Consider the following 25,976-nt stretch of genomic DNA (forward strand, 5'->3'; position numbering starts at 1 on the left):
ACTCCAGCAGCTTGAACTTCATCAACACCTTCATCGCATGCCGCGCGTGCTTCACCGGGTCTCGCTCCATGCCAGCTAAACGCTTGCGCGCCCTCAGCAAAGACTGATCAACCCCAGCGAAGACCCCGCCGTGACCTGGAATCACATGCAACGGCGCCAACTTCTCGATCAGATCAAGCGTCGCCGCGATGTCTCCGAACGACGGCTCGCCCATCAATTCAGGAAAGGCGATGCCGAACCCGTTTTCCCACAGCGCATCCGCGGAAATCAGGGTTCGTGACACCGGGTCGAACAGGATCACTGAGTGCGGATCGTGACCCGGGGCGCCATGCACCTGCCACGCGACGTCTCCCAACAGGCATTCTGTGCCCGGCTCAAGCAGTCCGGTGAAGGCAAAGCGCGGGCAAGTCTGCCCTGTCGCAAGAAAACTCAGACCTTGCGCATCCCACCGCTCGATCAGCGGCGCCTCACCAGGCGGAATGTCCGTCCGCAGTGATGGGTAACGCCGCTGCAAAGCCGCGTTACCCCCACAGTGATCGCTGTGCAGATGCGTGTTCAGCACCCGATCGAGTGGGCGCTCTCCCAGCACGGACGCCACCAGCGCCAGCGTCTGGTCGGCATGCGTGGCGTACCCGGTGTCGACCAGCGCCGCTTCCTCGGCTCCGACGAAGAGGACGTTGTTCGACGACAGCCAGCCCCGCTCGAACACGACGACATTCGCCGGCAGCCCGGCGCTGGCTTCCCCGCGGCGGCGCCCCACGCGCTCAGGCACCGGCGCGGGTGCGCAGCTCGCGCCGCAGGATTTTCCCCACGTTGGTCTTGGGCAGCGACTCGCGGAACTCGATGTGCTTCGGGCGCTTGTAGCCGGTGAGCTGTCCGTTGCAGTACTGGAGCACGGCGTCTTCCGTCAACGTCGGGTCCTTGCGGACCACGAAGACCTTGATGGCTTCGCCCTGCTTCTCGTCCGGCACGCCCACGGCCGCGCATTCGACCACCCCCGGGCACAGCGAGATCACGTTCTCCAGTTCGTTGGGGAACACGTTGAAGCCGCTCACGAGGATCATGTCCTTCTTGCGGTCGACGATCCGGCTGTAGCCGTCTTCCTGCATCACGGCGATGTCGCCGGTGCGCATGAAACCGTCGGCCGTGAAGGCCGCCGCCGTCTCGGCGGGTTGGTTGTAGTAGCCGGTCATCACGTTCGGGCCCTTGATGCACAGCTCGCCCGCCTGGCCGATCGGCAGCGATTGGCCTTCATCGTCCATGATCGCGATCTCAATGCTCGGCAACGGCAATCCGATGGTGCCCGTGAACTTCGTGTTCGTCACCGGGTTGTTCGTGCCGATCGCGCAGGTTTCGCTCATGCCCCAGCCTTCGATCATCGGACAGCCGGTCGCCTCGAACCACTTGCGCGCCGTGCCTTCGGAAGCGGCCATGCCACCGGCCTGCGAGACAAACAGCGTGGAGAAGTCGACTGCCTTGAACTCCGGGTGCATCAGCAGCGCGTTGAACAAAGTGTTCACGGCCGGCAGCATGTGAAAGGGCCGTTTCTTCAGCACCGCGACGAACTTGTTGAAGTCGCGCGGATTCGGAATCAGCGTCATGTGCGAGCCTTGGCGGATCACCAGCAGGCACAGCGTCAGCGCGAAGATGTGATACAGCGGCAGCGCCGCGATGCTGTTGACCTTCGCCAGGTCGCCAGCCCGCGCCAGCGCCGGCGTGAACCACGCTTCGGCCTGCAGCGTTGCGGCCACGATGTTGCGGTGGGTCAGCACCGCGCCCTTCGACAAACCGGTGGTGCCGCCCGTGTACTGCAGGAAGGCGATGGAATCGAGCGTGCTCTGGTCGGGCCCGAGCGTGCGCCCCCCGCCTCCGGCAATCGCCTGCTTGAACGGCGTGACCGTGCGACCGTCGCTCAAGGGCAGCTTGTAGGCCGGCACCATCTTGGCCAGATGGCGCACGGCCAGCGTGATCCACGTGCCGTACAGCCCGCCGAGCAGGTCTCCCATCGCGGTCATCACCACATGCTTGACCGGCGTGCGTTCGATCACCTGCTCGAGCGTGGCGGCAAAGTTCTCGAGGATGACGATGGCCGTGGCGCCGGAGTCCTTGAGCTGGTGCTCCAGTTCGCGCGCCGTGTAGAGCGGATTGACGTTGACGCAGGTGTAGCCGGCGCGCAGCACGGCGCACATCGTGACCGCGAACTGCGGCACGTTGGGCAGCATGATCGCGACGCGCGCGCCGGGCTCGAGGCCCTGCGACTGCAGCCAGGCACCCAGCGCCTTCGAGAGCGTGTCGAGCTCGCCGTACGACATCCACCGCTCCATGCAGACCGAGAACGGCCGGTCCTTGTAGCGGCCGAAGGCCTCGTCGAACATGTGAGGCAGGGAGCGGTACTGCTCCGGGTGAATCTCGTGCGGCACGCCGGCCGGATAGCTCTGTTGCGCGGATGTCTGCATGCAAGCTCCTTTGGCGCGGATTGTGGGAGCCAATGCCTCCCACCCGCCAGCGGGCTTGTCCTAGGGGCGCATGCCGGATGTCGCGCAGGCGATAGCCGCCGTGCACGCCCGAGTCACACAGGTGCGGTCAGGCGTTGCCTGATTCGCCCGGCAGCAGCACGCCGGCCGGGATGTCGGGCTCCACTTCAAGTGCGCGGTACAGCGGCGTGAAGTCGGGCGCCGTGAGATCGAAGAGCTGCGCGAAGTTCTCGATCACGAAGTAGTTGGCCTGGTAGGTGTCGATCTTGTACTGCGTGCGCATGGTGCGCAGCAGGTCGAGCGGCAGGTCGAGCGGCAGGCGATGCGGCTCGGGGCTGCGCACGGCGTGCTGTAGCTCGCCGACCGAACTCAGGATGCCGGCGCCGTACGCGCGCAGGCCCTCGGGCTGGCGGATCAGGCCGAATTCGACCGTGTACCAATACAGGCGCGCCAGCTTCTCGCCGGCACCGAGTTCGTGCGCCTTCATGCCGCCCTGGCCGTAGCGCTGCACGTAGTCGGCGAAGGTTGGGTCGAACAGCATCGGCACATGGCCGAACAGGTCGTGGAACACGTCGGGCTCGACGATGTAGTCGAACTCTTCGGGCTTGCGGATCCAGTCGGTGACGGGGAACTTGCGGTTCGCCAGCAGCGTGAAGAAGGGCAGCTCGGGAATCAGCCCCGGCACCGCCACGATCTCCCAGCCGGTGGCGCGGTGCAGGCGCTCATTGAGTTCCTCGAAGCGCGGGATGCGGTCCTTCACGCCGAGCAGCGGCAACGCGCGGATGAAGGCGTCGCAGGCCAGGCCTGACAACTGCGCGGCCTGGCGTTCGTACAGCCGCTTGTAGGTGTCGTGGTCGGCCGCCGTGTAGCTGGCCCAGTCCTGCGGGCAGGTGTAGTCGGCCTGCACCGAACCGCCGCGCGAATAGTCGCCGCGCGGCGGGCGATCGGATGCGCCGTAGACGGCGGGAGTGACAACGGCGGCGGGGGAATCCATGGGGCGTTCGGTTTCTCGGGTTACTTGAGCCAGCGGTCCATCACGCGCTGGAAGTCGCCGCCGGCTTGCTGCAGGTGCAGCCATTGGTCGACATACGATTTGAAGGCCACGTCGTCGCGCGGCAGCATCCAGGCCATCTCGCCGTACTGCAGCGGCTTGTCGGGGTTCACCGCGCACAGCCCGGGCTTGAGCTTCTGCTGCGTGATGGCCTCGGCCGATTCGGTGACGAACACGTCAGCGCGGTTGGCCAGGATCTCGTCGAAGATCGTGACGTTCTCGCCGTGCAGCGTGAGCCTGGCCTGCTTGAAGTGGGTGCGGGCGAAGCGTTCGTTGCTGCCGCCCGGGTTGAAGATCACGCGGGTCGACGGCTGGTCGATGGCCGCCACGCTCTGGTACTTGGCCACGTCGGCGCAGCGCGCAATGGGCGTCTTGCCGTTGACCATGTAGGGCGCGCTGAAGAAGGCACGCTTCTGGCGCTCGGTGGTCACCGACACGCCGCCCACGGCGATGTCGCACTTGCCGCCGACCAGGTCGGGCAGCAGGTTGGCCCAGGTCGTCTTGATCCACTCCGGCTTCGCGCCGAGGCTGGCGCTGAAGCTGGCCATCAGGTCGACGTCGATGCCTTCGAACGAGGCGTCGGCCTTCTGGAAGCTGAAGGGCCGGTAGTCGCCCGGCGTGCAGATGCGCAGAACGGCCGCCTTCTGCACCGTGTCCAGATGCGAGGCGCCGGGGCCGGCCGTGGGCGGCGCCGAGGCGCAGCCCGAGAGCACGACCGCAGCGGCGGCTGCCGCGACGAAGGAAGTGACGACAGTCGAAGAAGACGCGTGGCGCATGCCGGGCTCCAGGGCAGTGATGAAGCGCCTTATTTTGCGGCGCTCAGCACGCCGCGGCGCATCTGGTCGAGCTCGATGCTTTCGAACAGCGCCTTGAAGTTGCCGTTGCCGAAGCCGTCGTCGCCCTTGCGCTGGATGAACTCGAAGAAGATCGGGCCCAACTGGTTCTCGCTGAAGATCTGCAGCAGCAGCGCGTCCTTCTTGCCGTCGATCAGGATCTTGCGCTTCTTCAGCTCAGCCACGCTTTCGCCGTGCCCGGGAATGCGCTTGTCGATCAGCTCGTAGTAGGTGTCGATGGTGTCCAGCAGCGTCACGCCATTGGCGCGCAGCGCGTCGACGCTGGCGTACAGGTCGTCCGAGCCCATGGCGATGTGCTGGATGCCCTCGCCCTTGTACATGTCCAGGTACTCCTGGATCTGGCCGGCCTGTTCCTTGCCTTCTTCGTTGATCGGGATGCGGATCTTGCCGCAGGGGCTGGTCATGGCCTTGCTCTTCACGCCGGTCACCTGGCCTTCGATGTCGAAGTACTTCACCTCGCGGAAGTTGAAGAGCTTCTCGTAGAAGTTGGCCCACACGTCCATGCGGCCGCGGTACACGTTGTGCGTCAGGTGGTCGATGTAGGTCAGGCCATTGCCCCTGCGCGCCAGCGCCTCCTGCGACGACACGCCCGGCAGCGCCTCGAAGTCCACGTCGTAGAAGCCGATGTTGCCGATGTCGCCCGGCTGCGCGCCGTTCTTGCCCGGCCAGCGGTCCACCAGGTAGATCAGGCTGTCGCCGATGCCCTTGATGGCGGGGATGTTCAGCTCGCCCGGGCCGGCCTTGTCGGCGAAGCCCCAGGCGCCCAGCGCAGTGGCGCGCTCGTAGGCCTGCTTGGCGTCCTGCACGCGAAAGGCGATGGCGCACACGCTCGGGCCGTGCTCGCGCGCAAAGCGCTGCGCGAACGAATCGGGTTCGGCGTTCAGGATGAAGTTGATCGTGCCCTGGCGATACAGCAGCACGTTCTTGTGGCGATGCTTGGCGATGGCCACGAAGCCCATGCGCTCGAACACCTTGCCCATGGCGACCGGATCGGGTGCCGCGTATTCGATGAATTCGAAGCCGTCGGTGCCCATCGGGTTCTCCCAGGGCGTGAAGGCGGGGGCGTCGGCGAGGCTCATGGGTCTGGTCTCCGGAAGTGGGGAAGGTTGTGCAGGAAGTAAAACAAAGGCCCGTGTCCGGGCCGTGCAGCACTGTAGGTCGGAAGGCGTTCAGGTTTTCTGCGTTTCTGGGCGCTGTTGGTGGCCATGACGCAATAAAACTGCAAAAATGATGAAATGGAAGCACTCGACAAGATTGATCGGCTCATTCTGCGCACGCTGCAAGCAGATGGCCGCGCCACCTACGACCAGATCGCGGAGCAGGTCAGCCTGTCGCCCAGCGCCGTGCTGCGTCGGGTCAAGCGGCTCGAGGAGCACAAGGTCATCGACCGCTACGTGGCCCTGGTCCAGCCCGAGGCGGTCGGCCTGGGCCTTACGGCCTACCTGAACGTGCGGCTCGAAAAGCACACCGAAACCCACAAGCGCAACCCCATGGACCTGTTCCGCGCCAGCGTGCAGACCTGGCCCGAGGTGGTCGAGTGCGCGGCCCTCACTGGCGACATGGACTACCTGCTGCGCGTGGTGGTGGCCGACATGGCGCACTACAGCCGCTTCATCATGGACACCCTGCTGAAGCACCCCAGCGTCGAAGACTGCAAGACCAGCTTTGTGCTCGATCGTGTCAAAGCCACAACATCTGTGCCCGTTTAACCACAAATTGGTTGCGTATACACCACGGACTCTGGTATCGAGTCACGAATGCGTCCAGAAAGTGTCCTTGCGGGCTTGGTGATTAAGGGAAAACCCTTACATTGGAGCCATGCTTACCGCCAAGACCCTCCTCAAAGCGTCTCTCGGCCTCGGCTCTTTCCTGAAGGCGCCGATGGTTGAGGCGCAACCGCGCGCCGTCAGCGCGCCACCACCCGTCATGGTGCCGATCCGCTCGATCGGCCCGCGCGAACGCGAACGCATCGCGCGCCACCTGCTGGACCTGACGCCGCACGACCGCTACCTGCGCTTCGGCTATGCCGCGGCCGACGAACAGGTCCTGCGCTATGTCGAAGGCTTGGACTTCGACCGTGATGAACTGTTCGGCATCTACAACCGCCGCCTCGACCTGATCGCGATGGCGCACGTGGCCTACGCGCCCGACGACCAGCACAGCGACTGCGCCGAGTTCGGCGTGTCCGTCTCATCGCACGCCCGCGGCCGCGGCTACGGTGCGCGCCTGTTCGAGCGCGCCGTGGTCGCCGCGCGCAACGAAGGCGTGGGCATGCTCTTCATCCATGCGCTGAGCGAAAACGCCGCCATGCTCAAGATCGCCCGCAACGCCGGCGCCACCGTGGTGCGCAGCGGCTCGGAGTCGGAGGCGCACCTGCAACTGCCCACCGCCACCTTCGACAGCCGCATGAGCGAGATCGCGCTGGAGCACTACGCCGCCGTCGATTTCGCGCTCAAGAGCCGGGCCAAGCAGTTCTGGGCCTTCCTCGGCAGCCTGCAGGAAGTGCGCAGCGGCATGCGCGACGCGCGCAGCAAATCTGCACCTTGAGCGGGCAGGGCCGGCCGATGCCGGCCGCACGGTAGAGCCTGTCATGCGCAATCCGTTATCCTTGCCTTTCTTCAACTTCGCCCTCCCGCAGTGGCCGACCCTCACCCTGAACGCGTTCCCGTTGAACGGGAAGACAAGCGTGGCTTTCTCCAGAAGCTCGCCGAATTCATCCACCCCGGTCCCGATTCGCGCGACGAGCTGATCGAAACCTTGGCCGACGCCGAGGACAACGAGGTGATCGGCGCCGAATCGCGCGTGATGCTCGAAGGCGTGCTGCGCATGGCCGACATGACGGCCGGCGACGTGATGGTCGCCGCCCCGCGCATGGACCTCGTGAACATCGACGCGCCTTTCGACGCGCTGCTGCACTCGGTGATCCAGACCGCGCACTCGCGCTTTCCGGTCTACGAGGGCGAAAAAGAAAACATCATCGGCATCCTGCTCGCGAAAGATCTGCTCAAGCTGCAGCGAGCGCCGGGGCTGAACATCCGCGCCTTGCTGCGGCCGGCCACCTTCGTGCCCGAGAGCAAGGGCCTGAACGACCTGCTGCGCGAGTTCCGCGGCAACCGCAACCACCTGGCCATCGTCATCGACGAGTTTGGCCGCGTGGCCGGCCTCATCACCATCGAAGACGTGCTCGAGCAGATCGTCGGCGAGATCGAGGACGAGTTCGACATCGCCGAAGACGAGGGCGACATCTTCGGCCTGGCCGACCACACCTACCGCGTCTCGGGCGACACGCCCATCGAGCGCGTGGCCGAGGCCTTCGGCATCGTCTTCAACGAAGAACAGCTGAGCGAAGACTTCGACACCATCGGCGGGCTCATCGCGCACGAGATGGGCCACGTGCCCAAGCGCGGCGAGCACCACGCCATCGGCGGCTTCGACTTCGTCGTGCTGCACACCAAGGGCGGCGCGGTGCGCTGGTTCCGGGTGTCGCCGGCGCGCGGCGGCGACGCGGCCGACTGATGCCGGCGCCCGCAGCAGCGGCCCCAGCCCGCGTCTCGCCTTCTTCCTCCCCTTCCTCCGCCACCAGCGGTTTCCTGCGCCTGCTCGGCTCCGGCCTGGCGGGTGTGGCACAGGCGTTGTCGATCGCATGGCCCGGTGACGGCCGCCCGTTGTGGTGGCTGCAACTGCTGTCGCTGGCCGGGCTGGTCTGGCTGCTCGATGGCCTGCGCGCGCAGGGCGCGGGCTGGCGCCGCGCCGGCCTGCACGGCTGGGTGTTCGCGACCGCCTGGCTCACCGGCAGCTTCTGGTGGCTCTTCATCTCGATGCACACCTACGGCGGGCTGCCGGCGCCGCTGGCGGTGATTGCCGTGCTCGCGCTGGCCGCGGCGCTCGGGCTCTACTACGCCGTGGCCTGCGCTTGGTTCGTGGTGCGCGGGCCGGCGGGGCGCATCGCCGGCGCCTGCCTGTTCGCGGCACTGTGGACGCTGGCCGAGCTTGTGCGCGGCAGCTGGTTCACCGGCTTTCCCTGGGGCGCAGGCGGTTATGCCCATGTCGACGGCCCGCTGGCTGCGCTGGCGCCGTGGGTCGGCGTGTACGGCATCGGCGCCGCGGCGGCACTGGTCGTGGCGCTGGTCGCGCGGCGCCTGCCGCTGCGCGGTGCTGTGCCGACGGCGCTGGCCGCGGTGCTGCTCGCCGCGGTCTTCGTGCTGCCCAATCTGGTCTCGCCGCTGCCCGCCGACGCGCGCGGCGCGCAGGGTACTGCCGGCACGCTGCAGGTCGCGCTGCTGCAGGGCAACATCCCGCAGGACGAGAAATTCATTCCGGGCGGCGGCATCGAAACCGCCTTGCGCTGGTATGCCGAGCAGCTGCGCGATGCCAAGGCCCAGCTCGTGGTCACGCCCGAAACCGCGCTGCCGCTGCTGCCGCGCCAGCTGCCCGTCGGTTATCTCGACGCCATCCAGGAACGCTACGCCCAGCCGGGCGCGCAGCAAGCCGCGATCGTGGGCCTGCCGCTCGGCGACGGGCCCGGCACGTACCGCAACGCCGTGCTGGGCTTCCAGCCCGGCGCGACCCAGCCTTACGCCTACAGCAAGCACCACCTCGTGCCCTTCGGCGAATTCATCCCGCCGGGCTTTCGCTGGTTCATCCGCATGATGAGCATTCCGCTGGGCGACTTCGAGCGCGGCGGGCTCGCGCAGGCGCCCTTCGTCTGGCAGGGCCAGCGCATCGCGCCCAACATCTGCTACGAAGACCTGTTCGGCGACGAGATCGGCGCGAACTTCCGCGACGAGGCCACGGCGCCGACCATCCTGCTCAATGTCAGCAACATCGCCTGGTTCGGCGATTCGGTCGCCATCGACCAGCACCTGGCCATCTCGCGCATGCGCGCGCTCGAGTTTGCGCGGCCGATGGTGCGCGCCACCAACACCGGCGCCACCGTGGTGATCGACGCCGCGGGCCGCGTCACGCACGAGTTGCCGCGCCTCACGCGCGGCGTGCTCGAAGCGCCGGTCGAAGGCCGTCGCGGGCTCACGCCCTTCGCGCGCTGGGTGGCGCCGTTCGGCCTGTGGCCGCTGTGGGTCGCGGCGCTCGCGATCGTCGCGCTCGGCGCAGTCTTCTTCCGCCCCCAGCGGGACCGGGGCTGAACCGCGCAGCGGATGCGCATTCGGAGCCGTCCATGAAGCACCACCGCGCCAAGCCCGCCGCGTCCCCTGTCGCTGACGATGCGGGCACCCTCCGCGCCAGAGGGCCGGTGCTCGAAGTCTTCCTCGCTTTTCTCGCGCTGGGCCTGACATCTTTCGGTGGACCGGTGGCGCACCTGGGCTACTTCCGCGCGGAGTTCGTCGAGCGCCGCAAGTGGCTCGACGACAAGAGTTATTCCGACCTCGTGGCGCTGTGCCAGTTCTTGCCTGGACCTGCGAGCAGCCAGGTCGGCATTGCCCTGGGGATCGGCCGCGCGGGTTGGGGCGGCGCACTGGCGGCGTGGCTCGGGTTCACGCTGCCGTCCGCCGTGGCGCTCATCCTCTTTGCGGCCGGTGTCACGCAGTGGGCGGGTCTCGCCCAATCGGGCGCGGTGCACGGGCTGAAGGTCGTCGCGGTGGCGGTCGTCGCGCAGGCGGTGTGGGGCATGGCGAAGTCGCTGTGCCCCGACCGGTTGCGCGCGGGCGTGGCCATCGCCTCGGCGCTGCTGGTGCTCGCGGTGCCCTCGGCTGTCGGACAGATCGCCGCCATCGTCGCCGGTGGCGTCGTCGGCCGGTGGGCGCTGCAGCTCGGCGCTCTTCCCGCCGCGCAGCACCGCGACCACGGCGTGCGCAAGTCGACCGGTGCTGCGCTGCTGGGCCTGTTCGCCGTGCTGCTCGTCGCGCTGCCGATGCTGGCTGCGGCAACACCGTGGCAGCCGCTGTCCGTCATCGCCTCCTTCTATCAATCGGGTGCGTTGGTGTTCGGCGGCGGCCACGTCGTGCTGCCGCTGTTGCAGGCCAGTGTGGTGCCCCCGGGCCTCGTCACGAACGACGTGTTCCTGGCCGGCTACGGCGCGGCCCAGGCCGTGCCGGGGCCGTTGTTCACGTTCGCCGCTTTCCTCGGCGCCGCCATGCCGGGGCCGTTCGGTGGCTGGGCCGGCGGCGTCGCGTTGCTGCTGGCCATCTTCCTGCCGGCCTTCCTGCTGGTGGCCGGCGCGCTGCCGTTCTGGGAAACGCTGCGCCAGCGCGACGGCGTCCAGCGCGCGATGGCGGGCGTGAATGCGGCGGTCGTCGGCGTGCTGCTCGCCGCGCTCTACGACCCGGTGTGGACGAGTGCCATCCACTCGAAGGCCGACTTCGGACTCGCGCTGGCGGCGTTCGGGCTGCTGGTCTACGCGCGGATGTCGCCGGTGTGGGTCGTCGGGCTCGCGGCCGTCGCTGGCTGGCTGCTGGCCCTCTAAGGTCGGCGCATGACCGCATGCCATGCCGGCATGCAGCGGCCCTGCACGCGGGCATGGTTCATGTATCTTCCTCGCCGCCTCGAGAAATCATCTTCAAACCAAGGAGTCCGTATGTACTTTCCTATCCATTTCCGTGCCTTCGCGGCCGGTGCCGCATTGCTCGCGGCCAGCGCGCTCGCGCAGGCCCAGCAGGCGCTGCCCAACGTGGTGATCCTGGCCACTGGCGGCACCATCGCCGGCGCCGGCGCCTCGGCCGTCAACAGCGCCACCTATGCGGCCGCCAAGGTCGGCGTCGAGAAGCTGATCGCCGGCCTGCCCGAGCTGTCCAAGGCCGCCAACGTGCGTGGCGAGCAGGTGTTCCAGGTCGCATCGGAAAGCCTCACCAACGACAACCTGCTGACGCTGGCCAAGCGCGTCTCGGCGCTGTCCAAGCAGTCGGACGTGGACGGCATCGTCATCACCCACGGCACCGACACGCTGGAAGAAACCGCCTACTTCCTGACGCTGACCGTGCACACCAACAAGCCGATCGTGGTGGTCGGCTCGATGCGCCCGGGCACGGCGCTGTCGGCCGACGGCGCGCTCAACCTGTATGACGCCGTGAACGTGGCAGGCAGCAAGGACGCCATGGGCAAGGGCGTGCTCGTGACGATGGGCGACAACATCGACACCGGCCGCGACGTGAGCAAGAACGTCAACATCAAGACCAGCGCGTTCTCCAGCCAGTGGGGCCCGCTGGGCATGATCGTCGAGGGCAAGAACTACTGGTTCCGCGCGCCGGTCAAGCGCCACACCATGAACTCGGAGTTCGACATCGACAGCATCACCGCGCTGCCGCCGGTCGAGATCGCGATGGGTTACGAAGGCGTGTCGTCGATCGCCATCGACGCCATCGCCAAGAGCGGCGCCAAGGCGCTGATCCACGGCGGCACGGGCAACGGCTCGGTGGCCGATCGCATCGTGCCGAACCTGCAGAAGGCGCGCAGCGACGGCGTGATCGTCATCCGCAGCTCGCGCGTGCCCGACGGCTTCGTGATCCGCAATGCCGAGCAGCCCGACGACAAGTACGACTGGGTGGTGGCGCACGACCTGCGCCCGCAGAAGGCGCGCATCCTGGCGATGGTCGCTCTCACGAAGACGAACAACACCAAGGAACTGCAGCGCATCTTCTGGGAGTATTGACTCTCCCCAGGCTTCGCGCACTTCGTGTCGCGCGCGCCTTCCCCCTTCCGGGGGCAACACCTGTGGCCCGGCAGAGCCGGTTCCACGGTGTTTCTGGAAGACCCGCCTGGGCTGCGCTCGGCGGGTTTTTTGTTTTTTAGCGCAGCGCGCGTTCCTTGCGATGCCTTGCGTATTCGAGGCTGCTCACGCACACCAGCAGCCAGCCCAGGCCGGTCAGCAAGCCGGCCGCGACATCGCTCGCGAAGTGCACCTGCAGGAAGATCCGGCTGCAGGCGATGGTGACGATAGCCGCCGCCGTGGCCAGGGCGGCCGGCACATGCCAGCGCGCCGGCAGCAGCCGCAGCGCCAGGTACAGCAGCATCCCGTAGCTCACGATGGCGCCGGCGCTGTGGCCGCTCGGAAAGCTGAAGCTCGTCTCCAGCGCCAGCCTGTGGTCGTGCACCGGCCGGGCGCGCGCAAAGATGTGCTTGAGCGCGGGATTCAGCACCACGATGCCGCCGAGCGCGATCACCCAGCCCAGCGCCAGCCCGCGGTGTGCGTTGCGCCACAGCAGCAGCGCAACCACCACGCACACGGGCGCGAGCAGTTGCGCATCGCCCAGGTGCGTGAGCCAGCTGAAGCTCACGAGCGCGCCCCACGGCACATGGGCAGCGATGGCGTCGGCCAGCGCCTGGTCGGCGCGGCCCATGGTGCGGCCGTCGCCCAGGTGCGAGGCGATCCACGCGACCAGCGCCGCGGCCGCAAGGATCAGCACGAAACCCAGGCCCAGGCCGAGCGCCAGGCGCGATTCATCGGGCTCGCCGGTGTCGGGCAACGAATGGCGCCGTTGCAGCATCCGGCAGGCGAGGCCGGCGCCGAGCATCGACACGGCCAGCACGAGCGCGAACCAGGCCAGGGCGTGCTCGCCCAGCTGTTGTGCAAGAAGAACCAAAGGGGAGGAAGAAGGAAGGAGGGTGTCCGCAGGAGGCATGCGGCGCAACCCTAAGGGCCTGCCGTGCGGCTGGCAAGCGGAAGCCGCAATAAGTCGACGGGCATGAAGGCCTTGTCGGCTGCGGAATGGTCCCAGCGTTCGACCACGCAGACGCGCTGCGCGCCGTCGACGGACGCTTCCGTGCGCAGCACGTTCACCGAATTGGGCGCGTCCCAACGCACGCGCGTCGACACGGCGGTGCCGGCCTGTACCGCCCAGGCCGTGGGCGGGCAGCCCGGAAAGCGCTCGTCCAGTGGGCGCACGAAAGGCAGGTGGATGTGGCCGCCGACGATCAGGTCGGCGCCCGCCGCCGTCCAGCGCGCCACCGCCGCCTCGCGCCCGTGCAGGCGGTTCTGCCGGTCTTCGGGCCGCGTTACCAGCACCGGCTGGTGCGTCACGACCACGCGCACCTGCCGGGGCGAAGCCTGTGCCAGCCGCGCCGCGACGCGTTCGACCTGCGCCGGCGACACCTCGCCATCTTCGTGCCGGTACCAGCGCGTGGTGTTGACCGTGACCACCAGCCAGTCGTCGCAGGCGAACACCGGCTCCAGGTCCGGCCCGAAGGCTGCCGTGTAGCGGCCATAGGGGGAGAAGGCGCGCGCCGCCAGCTGGAACAGCGGGATGTCGTGGTTGCCCGGAATCGCGACCACCGGCGCCGCGAGCCGGTCGGCGAAGGCGCGCGCCGCCGCGAACTGGCGGCGCGTGGCGCGCTGCGTGATGTCGCCCGACAGCAGCACCGCCTGCGGTGCCAGCGCATGTGCCAGGCGTTCGAGCGCCTGCAACACGTCGGGCTGCTCGGTGCCGAAGTGCGGGTCGGACACTTGCAGCAGGCAGCTCATGGCCGCGCCGCCTCCAGCTCGGGCGCGCTGTCGGGCCGCACCAGCCACAGCGGGTCGGGCGCCACGCGGAACAGCAGCGGCATGTCGACCCAGTCGATCTCGCCGTCGGTCGCGATCTTCACGCGGCGCGGCGTGCGCAGCCGGCCGGTCTTCACGGTCATCGACTCGAACGGAAAGCTCAGCACCTCGTCGGCATCGCCCAGCCGCCCGAGCGCGCCGCGCACCAGCAGCCCCGGCATCGCCAGCAGGCCGACCGGCTTGAGCGCCACGGCGGTCAGCCGGCCCTGCTCGGGCGCCTCGGCGTGGTCGACGCCCGCCTGCATCAGCTGCAGCGGGTTGTTGCCCACGAAGAGCGTGGGCGTGCGGATGTCGCGCTCGTGGCCGTGCGAGGCGATGCGCAGCTGCCAGTGGCGATGGCGCCCGCGCAACACCGTCAGCAGCCCCGAGTAGAAGGCGATCCAGCGGTGGCGGCCGAAGCGCGCCTTATGGCTTTCGCGTTCTTCCAGCAGGTCGGCGTACAGGCCCATGCTGGCGTTGACCAGGAACACGCGGTCGTTCACCAGCCCCACCTGCACGGGCCGGGGTTGCTGCGTGAGCAGCACCTGCAGTGCCTGCGTCGTGTCGCGCGGAATGCCATGGGTGCGGCTGAAATAGTTGAAGGTGCCCTGCGGTAGCACGCCGAAAGGGCAGCCGCTGCCGAGTGTGGCCTGGGCCACGGCGTTGATGGTGCCGTCGCCGCCCGCGGCCACCACCACGCCGCCCACGGCCCGGGCGCGTTCGACCGCTTCGCGGGCCAGCGCCTGCACGCGGCCGGGGCCGTCCACGAGGAACACGCGGTGCCGACGGCCGTCCGCCTCGAAGGCTTCGTCGATGACCTGCCGGGCCTGGGCGGCGTCTTCGCTACCGGAGCCGGCATTGAGCACGATGAAAAAAGGAGCGTCGGGGCCGATGTGGGGCGGTGCCATGCAGTGAGAGAGGGGGAAAGCGCAGGAAAGTGCCGAAAGCGGCGGGAAACGCAAAAGAGCGCGGGGCTCGGCTTTGTCCCACGGCCGCACGGGCCGCCGGGGTAGTCGGCATCCCGAGCGGCTGTGGGAGAGTTGCCCTCCCGCGACCGTAAAATCGTCGCCTTTCGCGGCCTGTGCCGCGCCACCGTCCCGTCCAATGTCCGGCCCCCGACGCCGGCCAGCTTCATGTTGACCTTCCAGCAAATCATTCTCAAACTGCAGTCGTACTGGGCCGACAAAGGCTGCGCGCTGCTGCAACCGTACGACATGGAAGTGGGCGCAGGCACCTCGCACACCGCCACCTTCCTGCGCGCGCTCGGCCCCGAGCCCTGGAAGGCCGCCTACGTGCAGCCCAGCCGCCGCCCCAAGGACGGCCGCTACGGCGAGAACCCCAACCGCCTGCAGCACTACTACCAGTACCAGGTCGTGCTCAAGCCCGCGCCCAGCAACATCCTGGAGCTCTACCTTGGCAGCCTGGAAGCCCTGGGCTTCGACCTGAAGAAGAACGACATCCGCTTCGTGGAAGACGACTGGGAGAACCCCACGCTCGGCGCCTGGGGCCTGGGCTGGGAGGTCTGGCTCAACGGCATGGAAGTGACGCAGTTCACCTACTTCCAGCAGGTCGGCGGCATCGACTGCAAGCCCATCACCGGCGAAATCACCTACGGCCTGGAACGCCTGGCCATGTACCTGCAAGGCGTGGACAACGTCTACAACCTCACGTGGACCGACGGCCTGAGCTACGGCGACGTCTACAAGCAGAACGAGGTCGAGCAGTCGACCTACAACTTCGAGCACAGCGACGCCGAGTTCCTGTTCACCGCCTTCAACGCACACGAGAAGCAGGCCAAGCACCTCATGACCGAGCAGCTCGCGCTGCCGGCCTACGAGCAGGTGCTCAAGGCCGCCCACAGTTTCAACCTGCTCGACGCGCGCGGTGCCATCAGCGTGACCGAGCGCGCGGCCTACATCGGCCGCATCCGCAACCTCGCGCGCAGCGTGGCGCAGAGCTACTACGACAGCCGCGAACGCCTGGGCTTCCCGATGGCCCCGCGTGAATGGGTGGCGCAGATGCCCCCGAAGAAAGCCGCCTGAGCGATGACGACCCCCATGAACAAGAACTCCCTCCTGGTCGAACTGTTTGTCGAAGAGCTGCCGCCCAAGGCGCTGAAGAAGCTCGGCGAGGCCTTTGCCGGCGTGCTGCGCGACCAGCTCGTGGCGCAAGGCCTGGCCGAGGCCGGCTCGGTGCTCACGCCCTACGCGTCGCCGCGCCGCCTGGCCGCGCACCTCACCCACGTGGCCGAGCGCGCCGCCGATAAGGCCGTGTCGCAAAAGCTCATGCCCGTGGCCGTGGGGCTCGATGCCTCTGGTCAGCCCACGCCCGCGCTGCTCAAGCGCCTGGCCGCGCTCGGCGCCGACGCCTCGGCCGTGCCGGGCCTCAAGCGCGCCATGGACGGCAAGGCCGAAGCCCTGTTCTACGAAAGCACCGCCAAGGGCGCGACGCTGGCCGAAGGCCTGCAGAAGGCACTGGCCGAAGCCATCGCCAAGCTGCCGATCCCGAAGGTGATGAGCTACCAGCTCGAGACCGGCTGCGAGTTGCCCGGCTGGAGCAGCGTGAGCTTCGTGCGTCCCGCGCACGGGCTCGTGGCGCTGCATGCCGATGCCGTGGTGCCCATCGAGGCGCTGGGCCTGAAGGCCGGCCGCGAGACGCACGGCCACCGCTTCGAGGCGGCCGTCGATCCCGTGGTGCTGCGCGACGCCAACAGCTACGCGCTGCAGCTGCAGGACGATGGCGCCGTCATCGCCAGCTTCGAGGCGCGCCGCGCCGAAATCGCACGCCAGCTCGCGGCGGCCGCGGTCAAGGTCGGCGGCGGCTCGGTGCCGATCCACGACGACGCGCTGCTCGATGAAGTCACGGCGCTGGTCGAACGTCCCAACGTGCTGGTCTGCAGCTTCGAGCCGGAGTTCCTCGAAGTGCCGCAGGAGTGCCTCATCCTCACGATGAAGGCCAACCAGAAGTACTTTCCGCTGCTCGACGCGTCGAGCAAACTGACCAACAAGTTCCTCGTCGTCAGCAACATCAGCCCCGACGACGCGAGCGCGGTCATCGAAGGCAACGAGCGCGTCGTGCGCCCGCGCCTGGCCGACGCCAAGTTCTTCTTCGACCAGGACCGCAAGAAGTCGCTGGCCTCGCGCGTCGAGTCGCTGGGCAAGGTGGTCTATCACAACAAGCTCGGCACGCAGGGCGAACGCGTGCAGCGCGTGATGCACATCGCGCGCGGCATCGCCGAGAAACTCGGCGATGCGACGCTGGCCGCGCAGGCGACCCAGGCTGCCCAACTGGCCAAAGCCGACCTCGTGACCGACATGGTCGGCGAGTTCCCCGAGCTGCAGGGCACGATGGGCCGCTACTACGCGCTGCACGACGGGCTCGATGCCGCCGTGGCCGACGCCATCGAAGACCACTACAAACCGCGCTTCGCCGGCGACGAGCTGCCGCGCAACAGCGTCGGCCTCGTGGTCGCACTGGCCGACAAGCTCGAAACGCTGGTCGGCATGTTCGGCATCGGCAACCTGCCCACCGGCGACCGCGACCCGTTCGCGCTGCGCCGCCATGCACTGGGCGTGATCCGCATGCTGATCGAGAAAGACCTCGCGCTGGGACTCGACGCCCTGCTGCAGGACGCCGCCGCGCAGTTCAGCGCCATCGACGGTTTCGACAGCAGCAAGGCCACGGTCGAGCTGCGCGATTTCATCCTCGATCGCCTCGCCGGCAGCCTGCGCGAGCAGGGCGCCAGCGCGCAGGAAGTCGACGCCGTGCTGGCGCCGTTGCCGCAGCGCCTGGGCGAAGTGCCCAAGCTGCTGGCCGCCGTGCGCGCCTTCGCCGCATTGCCCGCCGCCGCCGCACTGGCTGCTGCCAACAAGCGCATCGGCAACATCCTGAAGAAGGCGCCCGAGGCCGATGCCCACGTCAGCGCGCTGCTGCTGAAGGAGCCCGCCGAGAAGGCGCTGCACGCCGCCATGGCGCAGGTCGTGCCCGCCGCCAACGCCCAGTTCGATGCCGGCGACTACACCGGCTCACTGCAGACGCTGGCCGCGCTGCGCGAGCCGGTCGATGCGTTCTTCACGGACGTGATGGTGAACGCCGAACAGGCCGACCTGCGGCTGAACCGCCTGGGCCTGCTGATGTCGCTGCATGCCGCGATGAACCGCGTGGCGCAGCTCGAGCGGTTGGCTGCCTGACCCCATGCCCCATCCCTCCACCAGGAGCGGTTCTTCCATGAAACTCGTCATCCTCGACCGCAACGGCACGATCAATGTGCACCGCGAAGATTTCGTCAAGAGCGACATCGAGTGGACGCCGCTGCCGGGGGCGCTCGAGGCCGTGGCGCGGCTCAACCATGCGGGCTGGCATGTGGTGATCGCGTCGAACCAGTCGGGCCTGGGCCGCGGGCTGTTCGACATGGCCTCGCTCAATGCCATGCACGCCAAGATGCACAAGATGCTCGCGGCCGTGGGCGGCAAGGTGGATGCGGTGTTCTATTGCCCGCACAGCCCCGACGAAGGCTGCGACTGCCGCAAGCCCAAGGACGGACTGTTCCTCCAGATCGGCGACCGCTTCGGCATCGACCTGAAGGGCGTGCCGACCGCAGGCGACAGCCTGCGCGACCTGCAGGCCGGCGCGTCCGCCGGCTGCGAACCGCACCTGCTGCTCACCGGCATGGGCGCGGCCTGCCGCGGGATCGACCCGCTGCCTCCCGAATATCCGGCGGACACGAGGGTGCATGACGACCTCGCCGCCTTTGTCGACTTTCTGCTCGCGCGCGAAGCGCGGGCTGCACTGCAGGTGGCTGTCTGATGGCGTTGATCCGTTCCGTTCTCCACGCCCTGTGGATGCTTGTCACCGTGGTGCCCTGGGGCATCATCATGTGCGTCAGCTCGCTCTGGAAGCGCGGCATTCCGCTGTACTGGATGGCCGCGCGCTGGCTCGGCTGGGCGGTCGACGGTGCGCGCGTCATCATGGGCATCCGCACGCGCGTGACCGGCATGGAGAACCTGCCCACCGACAAGCTCGCGGGCGCCGTGCTGCTGGTCAAGCACCAGTCCACGTTCGAAACCTTCCTCATGCCCACGCTGATGCCGCATCCGCTGGCCTACGTGTTCAAGAAGGAACTGATCTACGTGCCCTTCTTCGGCTGGGCGATGGCGCGGCTGGACATGATCCACATCGACCGCAGCCAGCGCGCGCAGGCCTTCAACAAGGTCGTGAGCCAGGGCCGCAAGCTGCTCGCGCAGGGCATCTGGATCATCATGTTCCCCGAAGGCACGCGCATTCCGCGCGGCCAGAAGGGCACCTACAAGAGCGGTGGCACGCGCCTGGCCTGCGAAACCGGCGTGCCTGTGATTCCGATCGCCGTCACCTCGGCCAAGGTCTGGCCGCGCAAGGCGTTCATCAAGCGACCCGGCGTGGTCGACGTGTCGATCGGCCCGGCGATTTCGAGCGTGGGCCGCAAGCCCGATGAGCTGATGCGTGAAGTCGAAGCCTGGATCGAGGCCGAGATGCGCCGCCTCGACCCCGAGGCCTACAGCGACAGCCCGGCGCAGCCGCAGCAGACGTTGCCGCGCGAAGCGGGCTGACGCACCAGCCTCAGACCGGGCCCGACATGCGGGGAATGCTGCAGTTCACGATGGACCTCTTCGAGGGGCTGGGGAGCGAGTTCGCGCCGCCGGCGCCAGCTGTTGCGGCTCCGCCGCGGCGCCCGAGGAAGAAGGCGCCCGTGCCGCCTGCGCCCACGCCGGCGGTGGCTGTCACGCCTTCACCTGTCGGACCTGTGGATCCGCGACCTGCCGTGCCGCTGGCCGACACGCTGACGCTGGCGAATTTCACGCATCCGCAGGCCACGCGCGAAGCGGTGCTGGGGTCGGCGCGTGTGGCCTACGAGTTCAAGCGCGGGCAGCGCAAGACGATCGGCTTTCTTGTCGGTGCCGAAGGCCTGTCGGTGCGTGCGCCGCGGTGGGTCACGCTGCGCGACGTCGATGCGGCGGTGCGCGAGAAGGCCGACTGGATCCTGCGCAAGCTGGCCGAGACGCAGCAACGCAATGCACGCGTCGAGGCCACGCGGATTGCCTGGAAAGACGGGGCGGAGTTTCCTTTTCTGGGGGAGCCGGTGGTGATCCGGCTCGATCCGAAGCACGGTTTCGCGAGCGTTGGCGGCACGCTCGACCCCGCTGTCGAAGGCGGTGGCCCGCGGACGCTGCGGCTGGCGGTGGCGCAGAACGCGGCGCCTTCGCAGATTCGGGATGCGGCGCAGGCCTGGCTGATGCGGCAGGCGCGCAAGCTGTTCATCGAGCGACTGGATCACTTTGCGCCGCTGCTTGGGGTGTCATGGCAGAAGCTGTCGCTCTCCAACGCTGCCACGCGGTGGGGGAGTGCGAGCGCGGATGGGTCGATTCGACTGAACTGGCGGTTGATTCACTTTCGCCTGCCGGTGATCGACTATGTGGTGGCGCATGAGTTGGCGCATCTGCGGGTGATGGACCATTCGCATCGGTTCTGGGAGACCGTTGAAAGCGTTGTGCCTGACTATGGGGTGCTGAGGCAGCAGTTGAAGGATGAGGCTGTGCCTCGGTGGGGCTGAGTTTGTTTGTTTGTTTGCTTCCCGGGGCCGGACCGAGACCCGGCCTCGGAACTCAAGAAGATCAGCGAGCGTGCGTAACGCCCCCGTCCACCACAAGCGTAGACCCCATCACATAGTCCCCAGCCCGAGAGGCCAGGTAGATAGCGGCACCAGCCATATCTTCGGGAGTACCAATGCGCCCAGCAGGAATCCGTCCCTTGACCTCATCCCCGTGATCCCGCGCATCCTTGTTCATATCCGAAGCAAACGCCCCCGGAGCAATCGCACTGACCACGATCCGATCCTGCGCCAACCGCAGCGCCATCCGCCGCGTCAACTGAATCAACCCCGCCTTGCTGGCCGCATAGGAGTACGTCTCCTGCGGATTCACGGAAATCCCGTCGATGGAAGCGATGTTGATCACCTTCGACAGATGATCCGTCGCCGCCTTCTTGAGCATCGGCGTCAGCGCCTTGGTCAAAAAGAAGGGCGTCTTGAGGTTCAGATCAACCACCTTGTCCCATCCACTCTCCGGAAACTCGTCATAAGGCGCCCCCCAGGCAGCCCCCGCGTTGTTGACCAGGATATCGAGCGACCCTTCATGCTTCGCATAAGCATCGACCAGCGCCTGCGCCCCTTCCACAGTCGACACATCAGCCGGCAGCGACACGCAATGCCCCAAAGCCGACAGCTCCTTCGCCGTCTGATCGCACGCCGCAGCCTTGCGCGCCGAGATGTACACGCGCGCGCCCTGCGCCAGGAAGCCCTCGGCAATCATGCGGCCGATGCCGCGCGAGCCGCCGGTGATCAGGGCGCTGCGGCCCTTCAGCGAGAAGAGTTGGGTGGTGTCCATGTGCGTTTGTCTCCTGGATGGTGAAAAAGGGAAAGTCGATTCCCGTCAGGAGAAAGCTTAGTGCGCGATCTGCCCGCGCGGCGTCACCTAGGCGGCAGCAGGCAGCGCCAGCCGGCGGGGGCTCTCGAAGGTGCGCGGGGCGCCGCTCAGCGGGTCGATGAAGGCCAGCGACCGGGCCAGCAGTTGCAATGGCTTGTTGAAGTCGTCGATCCCCGCCGGCTGCAGCGTGGGATAGAACGGGTCGTTCACGATCGGCAAACCCAGCGCCTGGCAATGCACGCGCAACTGGTGCTTGCGGCCGGTGACGGGCGAAAGCTCCAGCAGCGCATGGCCGTCGCGCGCCTCGCGCAGCACGATGCGGGTCTCGGAGTTCGGCTCGCCGGGCGCTTCGCGCATGCGCATGAAGTGATCGTCGTCCACCAGCCGGCTGCGGTACACGGCGGGCACCGACGACACGCCCTCGTGCCACGGCACCACAGCCTCGTAGTGCTTGTCGATGCGCCGCTCGGGGAACATCGCCTGGTAGAGGCCGCGCGTCTCGCGGCGCACCGAGAACAGCACCAGGCCCGAGGTGTTGCGGTCGATGCGGTGCAGCGGCACGAGGTCGTCCAGGCCGAGCTTGCGCTTCAGCCGCACCAGCAGACTCTGCTGCACATACTTTCCAGTGGGCGTGACGGGCACGAAGGGCGGCTTGTCGACCACGACGAGGTCATCGTCCTGGTGCAGCACCCGTTCTTCGAAGGGGATGGGGGTCTCGGCGTCGAGCGCGCGGTAGTAGTACACGCGCAGCGGCGATTCATAACGGCGCGTGGCGGTGACGGGCACGCCGTGCTCATCACACACGTCGTTCGCTTCAATGCGCGAAAGCCAGGCCTCGCGCGAGATGGCGGGAAAACGCTCGACGAGAAACTCGGCGATGGTGGACCAGGGACCCTGCGACAGCGCAACGCAGCTCGGGCTCACGCCGTCGCGCGTGGGCATGGGGACGACGAAGCGGGGGCGCGTCATGGCGCGGCGGCGTCCAGCACCGACAGCACCTCGGCGAACAATGGTCGTGCCGCCACTTCAGGCTGCAGGCAGCGCGCCGCGAGCGTGGTCAGAGGTGAAGACGCCGCATCGACGCAGCGCTCGGCCAGCTCTTCGAGCAGGCAGCCGAAGGCGCGCATCTCCACGCCTTGCAGCGCCTTCGCGTGCGCGGGGTCGAGCGCGGCGGTCATCCAGGCCGCGCCGAAGTCGCCGAGCCGCCCGCCGTCCTGCGCGTGCCACAGGATGTTGTGGGCGTACAGGTCACCGTGCAGCAAGCCGCGCCCATGCAGGTGCGCCATGGCCGCCGCGATGTCGCGCGCGATGCGCAGGGCGGTGCCGGCCGACCAGCGTGCCTCGTCGGCATAGACATCGCGGGTGCACGAGGCCAGGCTCGGCGGGCCGGCCAGGGTGGTGAACGACGGCGGCACCAGCGCCATCACCAGGCCTTCGGTGCCGTCGGGATGGCCGTCGATGCGGCCTTGCGCGGCGATCAGCGTCGGGTGTGCGCCGGCCGCGATACAGGCGGCCATCTCGCTGTGCGGCCAGCCGTCGCTGGTGACGGCGCCCTTGAACAGCTTGACGGCCACGGGCTGCGCGGCGCCATCGTGCGTGGCCAGCGTGGCGCGGTGGATCACGCCCGAGGCGCCTTCACCGAGCTTCGGACCGAGCGTCAGGTCGCGCCACGCGACGTGCGGCACGGTGGGCGCGTCGATGGCGGCGTCTTCGATCGGCGCATCGAACGGATTGCCCGCGCAGGCCAGCCAGGCCAGGCGCGACAGGGTGGGCAGCCACTCGGGTAGCACCTCGAAGCGGTTGGCCGACAGGCGCAGCAGCTCGATCTGCTGGCAGCGGACGACCGATGGCGGCAGCGCGCGCAGGCGGTTGCCGGCCAGCATCAGCTTCTGCATGCGCGTGCAGTCGCCGAGCGTGTCGGGCAATGCCTCGATGGCGTTGTCGGTGAGGATCAACCAGCGCAGCGAGGGCGGTAGTGCCTCGGCGGGCACGTGGGCGATGCGGTTGGCCTTGAAGCCCACGATGTCGAGCTGGCGGCACTGGCCGATGGACGCCGGCAGTTCGGTGAAACGGTTGTCGGAGCAGAACAGCACGCGCAGCCGGTGCAGCTGGCCGAGGTCGTCGGGCAGCGCACTGAGCGCATTGCCCGTGAGGTTCAGCGTTTCGAGGGTGTCGGCGAGCGCAAAGATCTCGCGCGGGAACTCGGTGAGTCCGCACGAGAGGTCCAGTCGTCGTGCGCCAGCCAGCCGGCCGGCGCGCAGCTCAGCCAGCGTGTCCATGGGGGAAGTCTACCCAGCCGGGCCTGCCCCGGCGCCGAAGCGGTAGATGCCGTCGGCGTCGAGCGTGCGCTTCACCTGCCCCGAGAACCACAGCAGGTGCAGGTGGGCCACGGTTTCGCCCATGGCGAAGGTGATCTGGTGCAGGTCGAGCTCGCGCTTGAACAGGATCGGCAGGCCCTCCGACGCCGTGATCGGCCGCGCCAGGCAGGCTTCGAGCAGCTCGGCCAGGCGGTCGCGGTGGTGCTCCTGCAGCTGGTCGACGCGGCGGTGGATGCCGGTGAAGGGCTTGCCGTGCGAGGGCAGGCCCAGCGTGTCGGCCGGCAGGGCCTTGAACTTGTCGATGCTGTCCAGGAACAGGCGCAGCGAATTGGCCTCGGGCTCGCCCGCGTGCACGCTCACGTTGGTCGAGATGCGCGGCAGCATCATGTCGCCGCCCAGCAGCAGCCTGGGCTCGGCGCAGTACAGCGCGATGTGCTCGGGCGCGTGGCCGTAGCCGCTGATGCAGCGCCACTCGCACCCGCCGATGGTGACGATGTCACCGTCCATCATGCGCACGTAGCGGTCGGGCACGGCAGGCACCATGTTCGTGTAGTAGCTGGTGCGCGCGCGGATCTTGGCGATCGACTCGGGATTGCTCAGCCCGTGCGAGACGAAGAAGTCGGCCGCCGCATCGCCGCCCGCGAGCGTGTCGCCGGCGCTGCACAGCACGCGCGCCACGTGGTAGTCGGTGGCGCTGATCCACAGCGGCACGTTCCAGCGCTGGCACAGCCAGTCGGCCAGGCCGATGTGGTCGGGGTGCATGTGGGTCACGATCACGCGCAGGATCGGCAGGCCCTGCAGCTGCGTCTCGAAGATCTGCTCCCACTGCGCGCGGGCCTCGTCGTGCGCGATGCAGCAGTCGACCACCGTCCAGCCCTCGACGCCGTCGATCGTGTCGCGCAGCAGCCAGAGATTGATGTGGTCCAGCGCAAAGGGCAGCCGCATGCGGATCCAGCGCACGCCGGGCGCGACTTCCAGTGCTTCGCCGGCGGCGGGCAGGGTGTCGCCCAGGGGGTAGTGGAGTTCGCGTTCGAGGAGGTTCATGTATGATTGACGTTTACGTAAACGTCATGGGTTGAGGCTTCATTGTAGAGAATGCGCCGCCAACCTGCTGTCGCCCCCGCAACCCTTGCCGCCCATGCCCGCGCAGACCTTCACCATCAGCCAGCTCGCCAAGGAGTTCGACCTCACGACGCGCGCCATCCGCTTCTATGAAGACATGGGCCTGCTGTCGCCGGAGCGGGCCGGCTTGCAGCGCGTGTACAGCGCGCGCGACCGGGCACGGCTCACGCTCACGCTGCGCGCCAAGCGCCTGGGCCTGACGCTGGTCGAGGCGAAAGACATTCTGGACATGTACGACAGCCCGCGTGACACCGTGCCGCAGCTGGAAAAATTCCTGGGCGTGCTCGGCGCCCACCGCGCGCAGCTCGAGGCGCAACTGGCCGAATTGCAGGCCAACCTCGCCGAAGTGCGCGAGCACGAAAAAAAGGGCCGCGCCACGCTGGCCAAGGCGCAGAAGGCCGCCCAGGCCGTCCAGGACGCCCGAGGCGGCGAATGCACGTCCGACACAACGACTCACTGACAATAGACCACCATGCCCTCCGACAACCTCGACGACCTCTTTGCCCACAACCGCGCCTGGTCCGCCCAGATGGAACGTGACCGGCCCGGCTTCTTCACCGGCCTCGTCAAGCAGCAGACGCCGCGCTACATGTGGATCGGCTGTTCCGACAGCCGCGTGCCGGCCAACCAGATCACCGGCCTGGAGCCGGGTGAGGTGTTCGTGCACCGCAACGTGGCCAACATCGTGGTGCACTCCGACCTCAACGCGCTCTCTGCGATCCAGTTCGCGGTCGAGCACCTGAAGGTCGAGCACATCATGGTGGTCGGCCACTACGGCTGCGCCGGCGTGAAGGCTGCGCTCAGCGGCAAGCGCATCGGCCTGGCCGACAACTGGATCCGCCACATCCAGGACGTGCGCGACCGCCACAGCGTGATGCTCGACAGCCTGCCCGAAGACGTGCGCGTCGATGCGCTGTGCGAGCTCAACGTGGCCGAACAGGTGGTCAACGTGGCCGTCAGCACCGTCATGGTCGACGCCTGGGCGCGCGGCCAGAAGGTGCGCATCCACGGCTGGACCTTCGGCGTGCACGACGGCCTGCTGCAGGATCTCGGCCTGAGTGTCGAGGGCGACAAGCCGCTCGACGCCATCTACAAGGCCGCCGTGCAGCGCATCCGCTACAAGTGGAGCAAGCCGGCCGGCGCCTCGCCGTCGGCGCAGGCAGGTGCCGACGGTACCGAAGGCACCGAGACGCCGTCAGCGGCCTGAGCGAATCCGCCGCTGCCATCGCCGGTA

The 25,976-nt window shown here is 68.0% G+C and carries 25 protein-coding genes; 13 read left to right on the forward strand and 12 right to left on the reverse strand.

The window, feature by feature from the left end; translation table 11 throughout:
- From ASD34_RS11360 to hppD, 5 genes are all read right to left on the reverse strand, one after another.
- The coding region (locus ASD34_RS11360; protein ID WP_235510035.1) for an MBL fold metallo-hydrolase at positions 1–772 on the reverse strand (772 nt) is incomplete at its 3' end.
- Positions 765–2,456, reverse strand: a complete 1,692-nt coding sequence (locus ASD34_RS11365) for an AMP-binding protein (RefSeq protein WP_056577270.1) — start codon at positions 2,454–2,456, stop codon at positions 765–767. The genes ASD34_RS11365 and ASD34_RS11360, both read right to left, overlap by 8 nt.
- A gap of 127 nt (positions 2,457–2,583) precedes the next feature.
- The gene (phhA, locus tag ASD34_RS11370; protein WP_056577273.1) at positions 2,584–3,468 is read right to left on the reverse strand and encodes a phenylalanine 4-monooxygenase; all 885 of its coding nucleotides are present in this window, start codon (positions 3,466–3,468) and stop codon (positions 2,584–2,586) included.
- 20 nt (positions 3,469–3,488) lie between these two features.
- Positions 3,489–4,301, reverse strand: a complete 813-nt coding sequence (locus tag ASD34_RS11375; protein ID WP_056577278.1) for a transporter substrate-binding domain-containing protein — start codon at positions 4,299–4,301, stop codon at positions 3,489–3,491.
- 29 nt (positions 4,302–4,330) lie between these two features.
- Positions 4,331–5,458, reverse strand: coding sequence for a 4-hydroxyphenylpyruvate dioxygenase (gene hppD, locus ASD34_RS11380; protein WP_056577281.1), 1,128 nt, complete (start codon positions 5,456–5,458; stop codon positions 4,331–4,333).
- A gap of 156 nt (positions 5,459–5,614) precedes the next feature.
- Here hppD and ASD34_RS11385 point away from each other — a divergent pair, with 156 nt between their 5' ends.
- The 6 genes from ASD34_RS11385 (at position 5,615) to ASD34_RS11410 (ending at position 11,979) form a co-directional block, all read left to right on the forward strand.
- Positions 5,615–6,088, forward strand: coding sequence for an Lrp/AsnC family transcriptional regulator (locus ASD34_RS11385; RefSeq protein ID WP_056577284.1), 474 nt, complete (start codon positions 5,615–5,617; stop codon positions 6,086–6,088).
- Between the two features lie 109 nt (positions 6,089–6,197).
- Complete coding sequence (locus ASD34_RS11390; protein ID WP_056577287.1) at positions 6,198–6,926, forward strand: GNAT family N-acetyltransferase; 729 nt, start codon at positions 6,198–6,200, stop codon at positions 6,924–6,926.
- A 90-nt stretch (positions 6,927–7,016) separates the two neighbouring features.
- Positions 7,017–7,895, forward strand: coding sequence for an HlyC/CorC family transporter (locus ASD34_RS11395; RefSeq protein ID WP_056577289.1), 879 nt, complete (start codon positions 7,017–7,019; stop codon positions 7,893–7,895).
- Positions 7,895–9,520 (forward strand): apolipoprotein N-acyltransferase, encoded by a 1,626-nt coding sequence (lnt, locus tag ASD34_RS11400; RefSeq protein WP_056577292.1) that lies wholly within the window; start codon positions 7,895–7,897, stop codon positions 9,518–9,520. Before ASD34_RS11395 ends, lnt begins: the two co-directional genes overlap by 1 nt.
- A 32-nt stretch (positions 9,521–9,552) precedes the next feature.
- On the forward strand, positions 9,553–10,797 hold the full coding sequence (gene chrA / locus ASD34_RS11405; protein ID WP_082548583.1) for a chromate efflux transporter: 1,245 nt from the start codon (positions 9,553–9,555) through the stop codon (positions 10,795–10,797).
- 111 nt (positions 10,798–10,908) lie between these two features.
- Complete coding sequence (locus ASD34_RS11410; protein ID WP_056577299.1) at positions 10,909–11,979, forward strand: asparaginase; 1,071 nt, start codon at positions 10,909–10,911, stop codon at positions 11,977–11,979.
- A gap of 136 nt (positions 11,980–12,115) precedes the next feature.
- Here the strand turns inward: ASD34_RS11410 and ASD34_RS11415 are convergent, their stop codons facing one another.
- From ASD34_RS11415 to ASD34_RS11425, 3 genes are read right to left on the reverse strand one after another with little or no spacing between them, the layout of a single operon-like run.
- Complete coding sequence (locus ASD34_RS11415) at positions 12,116–12,910, reverse strand: phosphatase PAP2 family protein (RefSeq protein ID WP_235510036.1); 795 nt, start codon at positions 12,908–12,910, stop codon at positions 12,116–12,118.
- A gap of 50 nt (positions 12,911–12,960) precedes the next feature.
- Entirely contained in the window at positions 12,961–13,788 is an 828-nt protein-coding gene (locus tag ASD34_RS11420; protein ID WP_056577302.1) for a metallophosphoesterase family protein, read from the reverse strand.
- The gene (locus tag ASD34_RS11425) at positions 13,785–14,753 is read right to left on the reverse strand and encodes a diacylglycerol/lipid kinase family protein (protein WP_056577305.1); all 969 of its coding nucleotides are present in this window, start codon (positions 14,751–14,753) and stop codon (positions 13,785–13,787) included. The genes ASD34_RS11420 and ASD34_RS11425 overlap by 4 nt, the downstream gene beginning before the upstream one ends.
- Positions 14,754–14,978: 225 nt before the next feature.
- On the opposite strand from ASD34_RS11425, the gene glyQ reads away from it, so the two are divergent.
- Genes glyQ through ASD34_RS11450 form a run of 5 tightly spaced genes read left to right on the forward strand, consistent with a single transcriptional unit; the run spans position 14,979 to position 20,431 of the window.
- Positions 14,979–15,887, forward strand: a complete 909-nt coding sequence (gene glyQ, locus ASD34_RS11430; protein ID WP_056577308.1) for a glycine--tRNA ligase subunit alpha — start codon at positions 14,979–14,981, stop codon at positions 15,885–15,887.
- A gap of 15 nt (positions 15,888–15,902) precedes the next feature.
- Positions 15,903–18,035, forward strand: a complete 2,133-nt coding sequence (gene glyS / locus ASD34_RS11435; protein ID WP_056577310.1) for a glycine--tRNA ligase subunit beta — start codon at positions 15,903–15,905, stop codon at positions 18,033–18,035.
- Positions 18,036–18,072: 37 nt separating this feature from the next.
- Complete coding sequence (gene gmhB / locus ASD34_RS11440; RefSeq protein WP_200937571.1) at positions 18,073–18,651, forward strand: D-glycero-beta-D-manno-heptose 1,7-bisphosphate 7-phosphatase; 579 nt, start codon at positions 18,073–18,075, stop codon at positions 18,649–18,651.
- Positions 18,651–19,430, forward strand: coding sequence for a lysophospholipid acyltransferase family protein (locus ASD34_RS11445; protein ID WP_056577318.1), 780 nt, complete (start codon positions 18,651–18,653; stop codon positions 19,428–19,430). The genes gmhB and ASD34_RS11445 overlap by 1 nt, the downstream gene beginning before the upstream one ends.
- A 26-nt stretch (positions 19,431–19,456) precedes the next feature.
- Positions 19,457–20,431, forward strand: coding sequence for a M48 family metallopeptidase (locus ASD34_RS11450; RefSeq protein ID WP_414929872.1), 975 nt, complete (start codon positions 19,457–19,459; stop codon positions 20,429–20,431).
- A 61-nt stretch (positions 20,432–20,492) separates the two neighbouring features.
- Here ASD34_RS11450 and ASD34_RS11455 read toward each other — a convergent pair whose 3' ends face one another.
- The 4 genes from ASD34_RS11455 to ASD34_RS11470 form a co-directional block, all read right to left on the reverse strand.
- A complete protein-coding gene (locus ASD34_RS11455; RefSeq protein WP_056577321.1) occupies positions 20,493–21,263 on the reverse strand; it encodes an SDR family oxidoreductase in 771 nt (256 codons plus the stop codon).
- An 87-nt stretch (positions 21,264–21,350) separates the two neighbouring features.
- A complete protein-coding gene (locus ASD34_RS11460) occupies positions 21,351–22,271 on the reverse strand; it encodes a pseudouridine synthase (protein WP_056577324.1) in 921 nt (306 codons plus the stop codon).
- The gene (locus ASD34_RS11465) at positions 22,268–23,581 is read right to left on the reverse strand and encodes a leucine-rich repeat-containing protein kinase family protein (protein ID WP_056577327.1); all 1,314 of its coding nucleotides are present in this window, start codon (positions 23,579–23,581) and stop codon (positions 22,268–22,270) included. Before ASD34_RS11465 ends, ASD34_RS11460 begins: the two co-directional genes overlap by 4 nt.
- A 9-nt stretch (positions 23,582–23,590) precedes the next feature.
- A complete protein-coding gene (locus tag ASD34_RS11470; protein WP_056577330.1) occupies positions 23,591–24,664 on the reverse strand; it encodes an MBL fold metallo-hydrolase in 1,074 nt (357 codons plus the stop codon).
- Positions 24,665–24,758: 94 nt separating this feature from the next.
- On the opposite strand from ASD34_RS11470, the gene ASD34_RS11475 reads away from it, so the two are divergent.
- Entirely contained in the window at positions 24,759–25,202 is a 444-nt protein-coding gene (locus ASD34_RS11475) for a MerR family transcriptional regulator (RefSeq protein ID WP_056578018.1), read from the forward strand.
- A 12-nt stretch (positions 25,203–25,214) separates the two neighbouring features.
- A complete protein-coding gene (can, locus tag ASD34_RS11480; RefSeq protein WP_056577333.1) occupies positions 25,215–25,949 on the forward strand; it encodes a carbonate dehydratase in 735 nt (244 codons plus the stop codon).
- The last annotated feature ends 27 nt before the right edge of the window (positions 25,950–25,976 follow it).

This window comes from Variovorax sp. Root473, from assembly GCF_001426505.1.
GTDB lineage: Bacteria > Pseudomonadota > Gammaproteobacteria > Burkholderiales > Burkholderiaceae_C > Variovorax.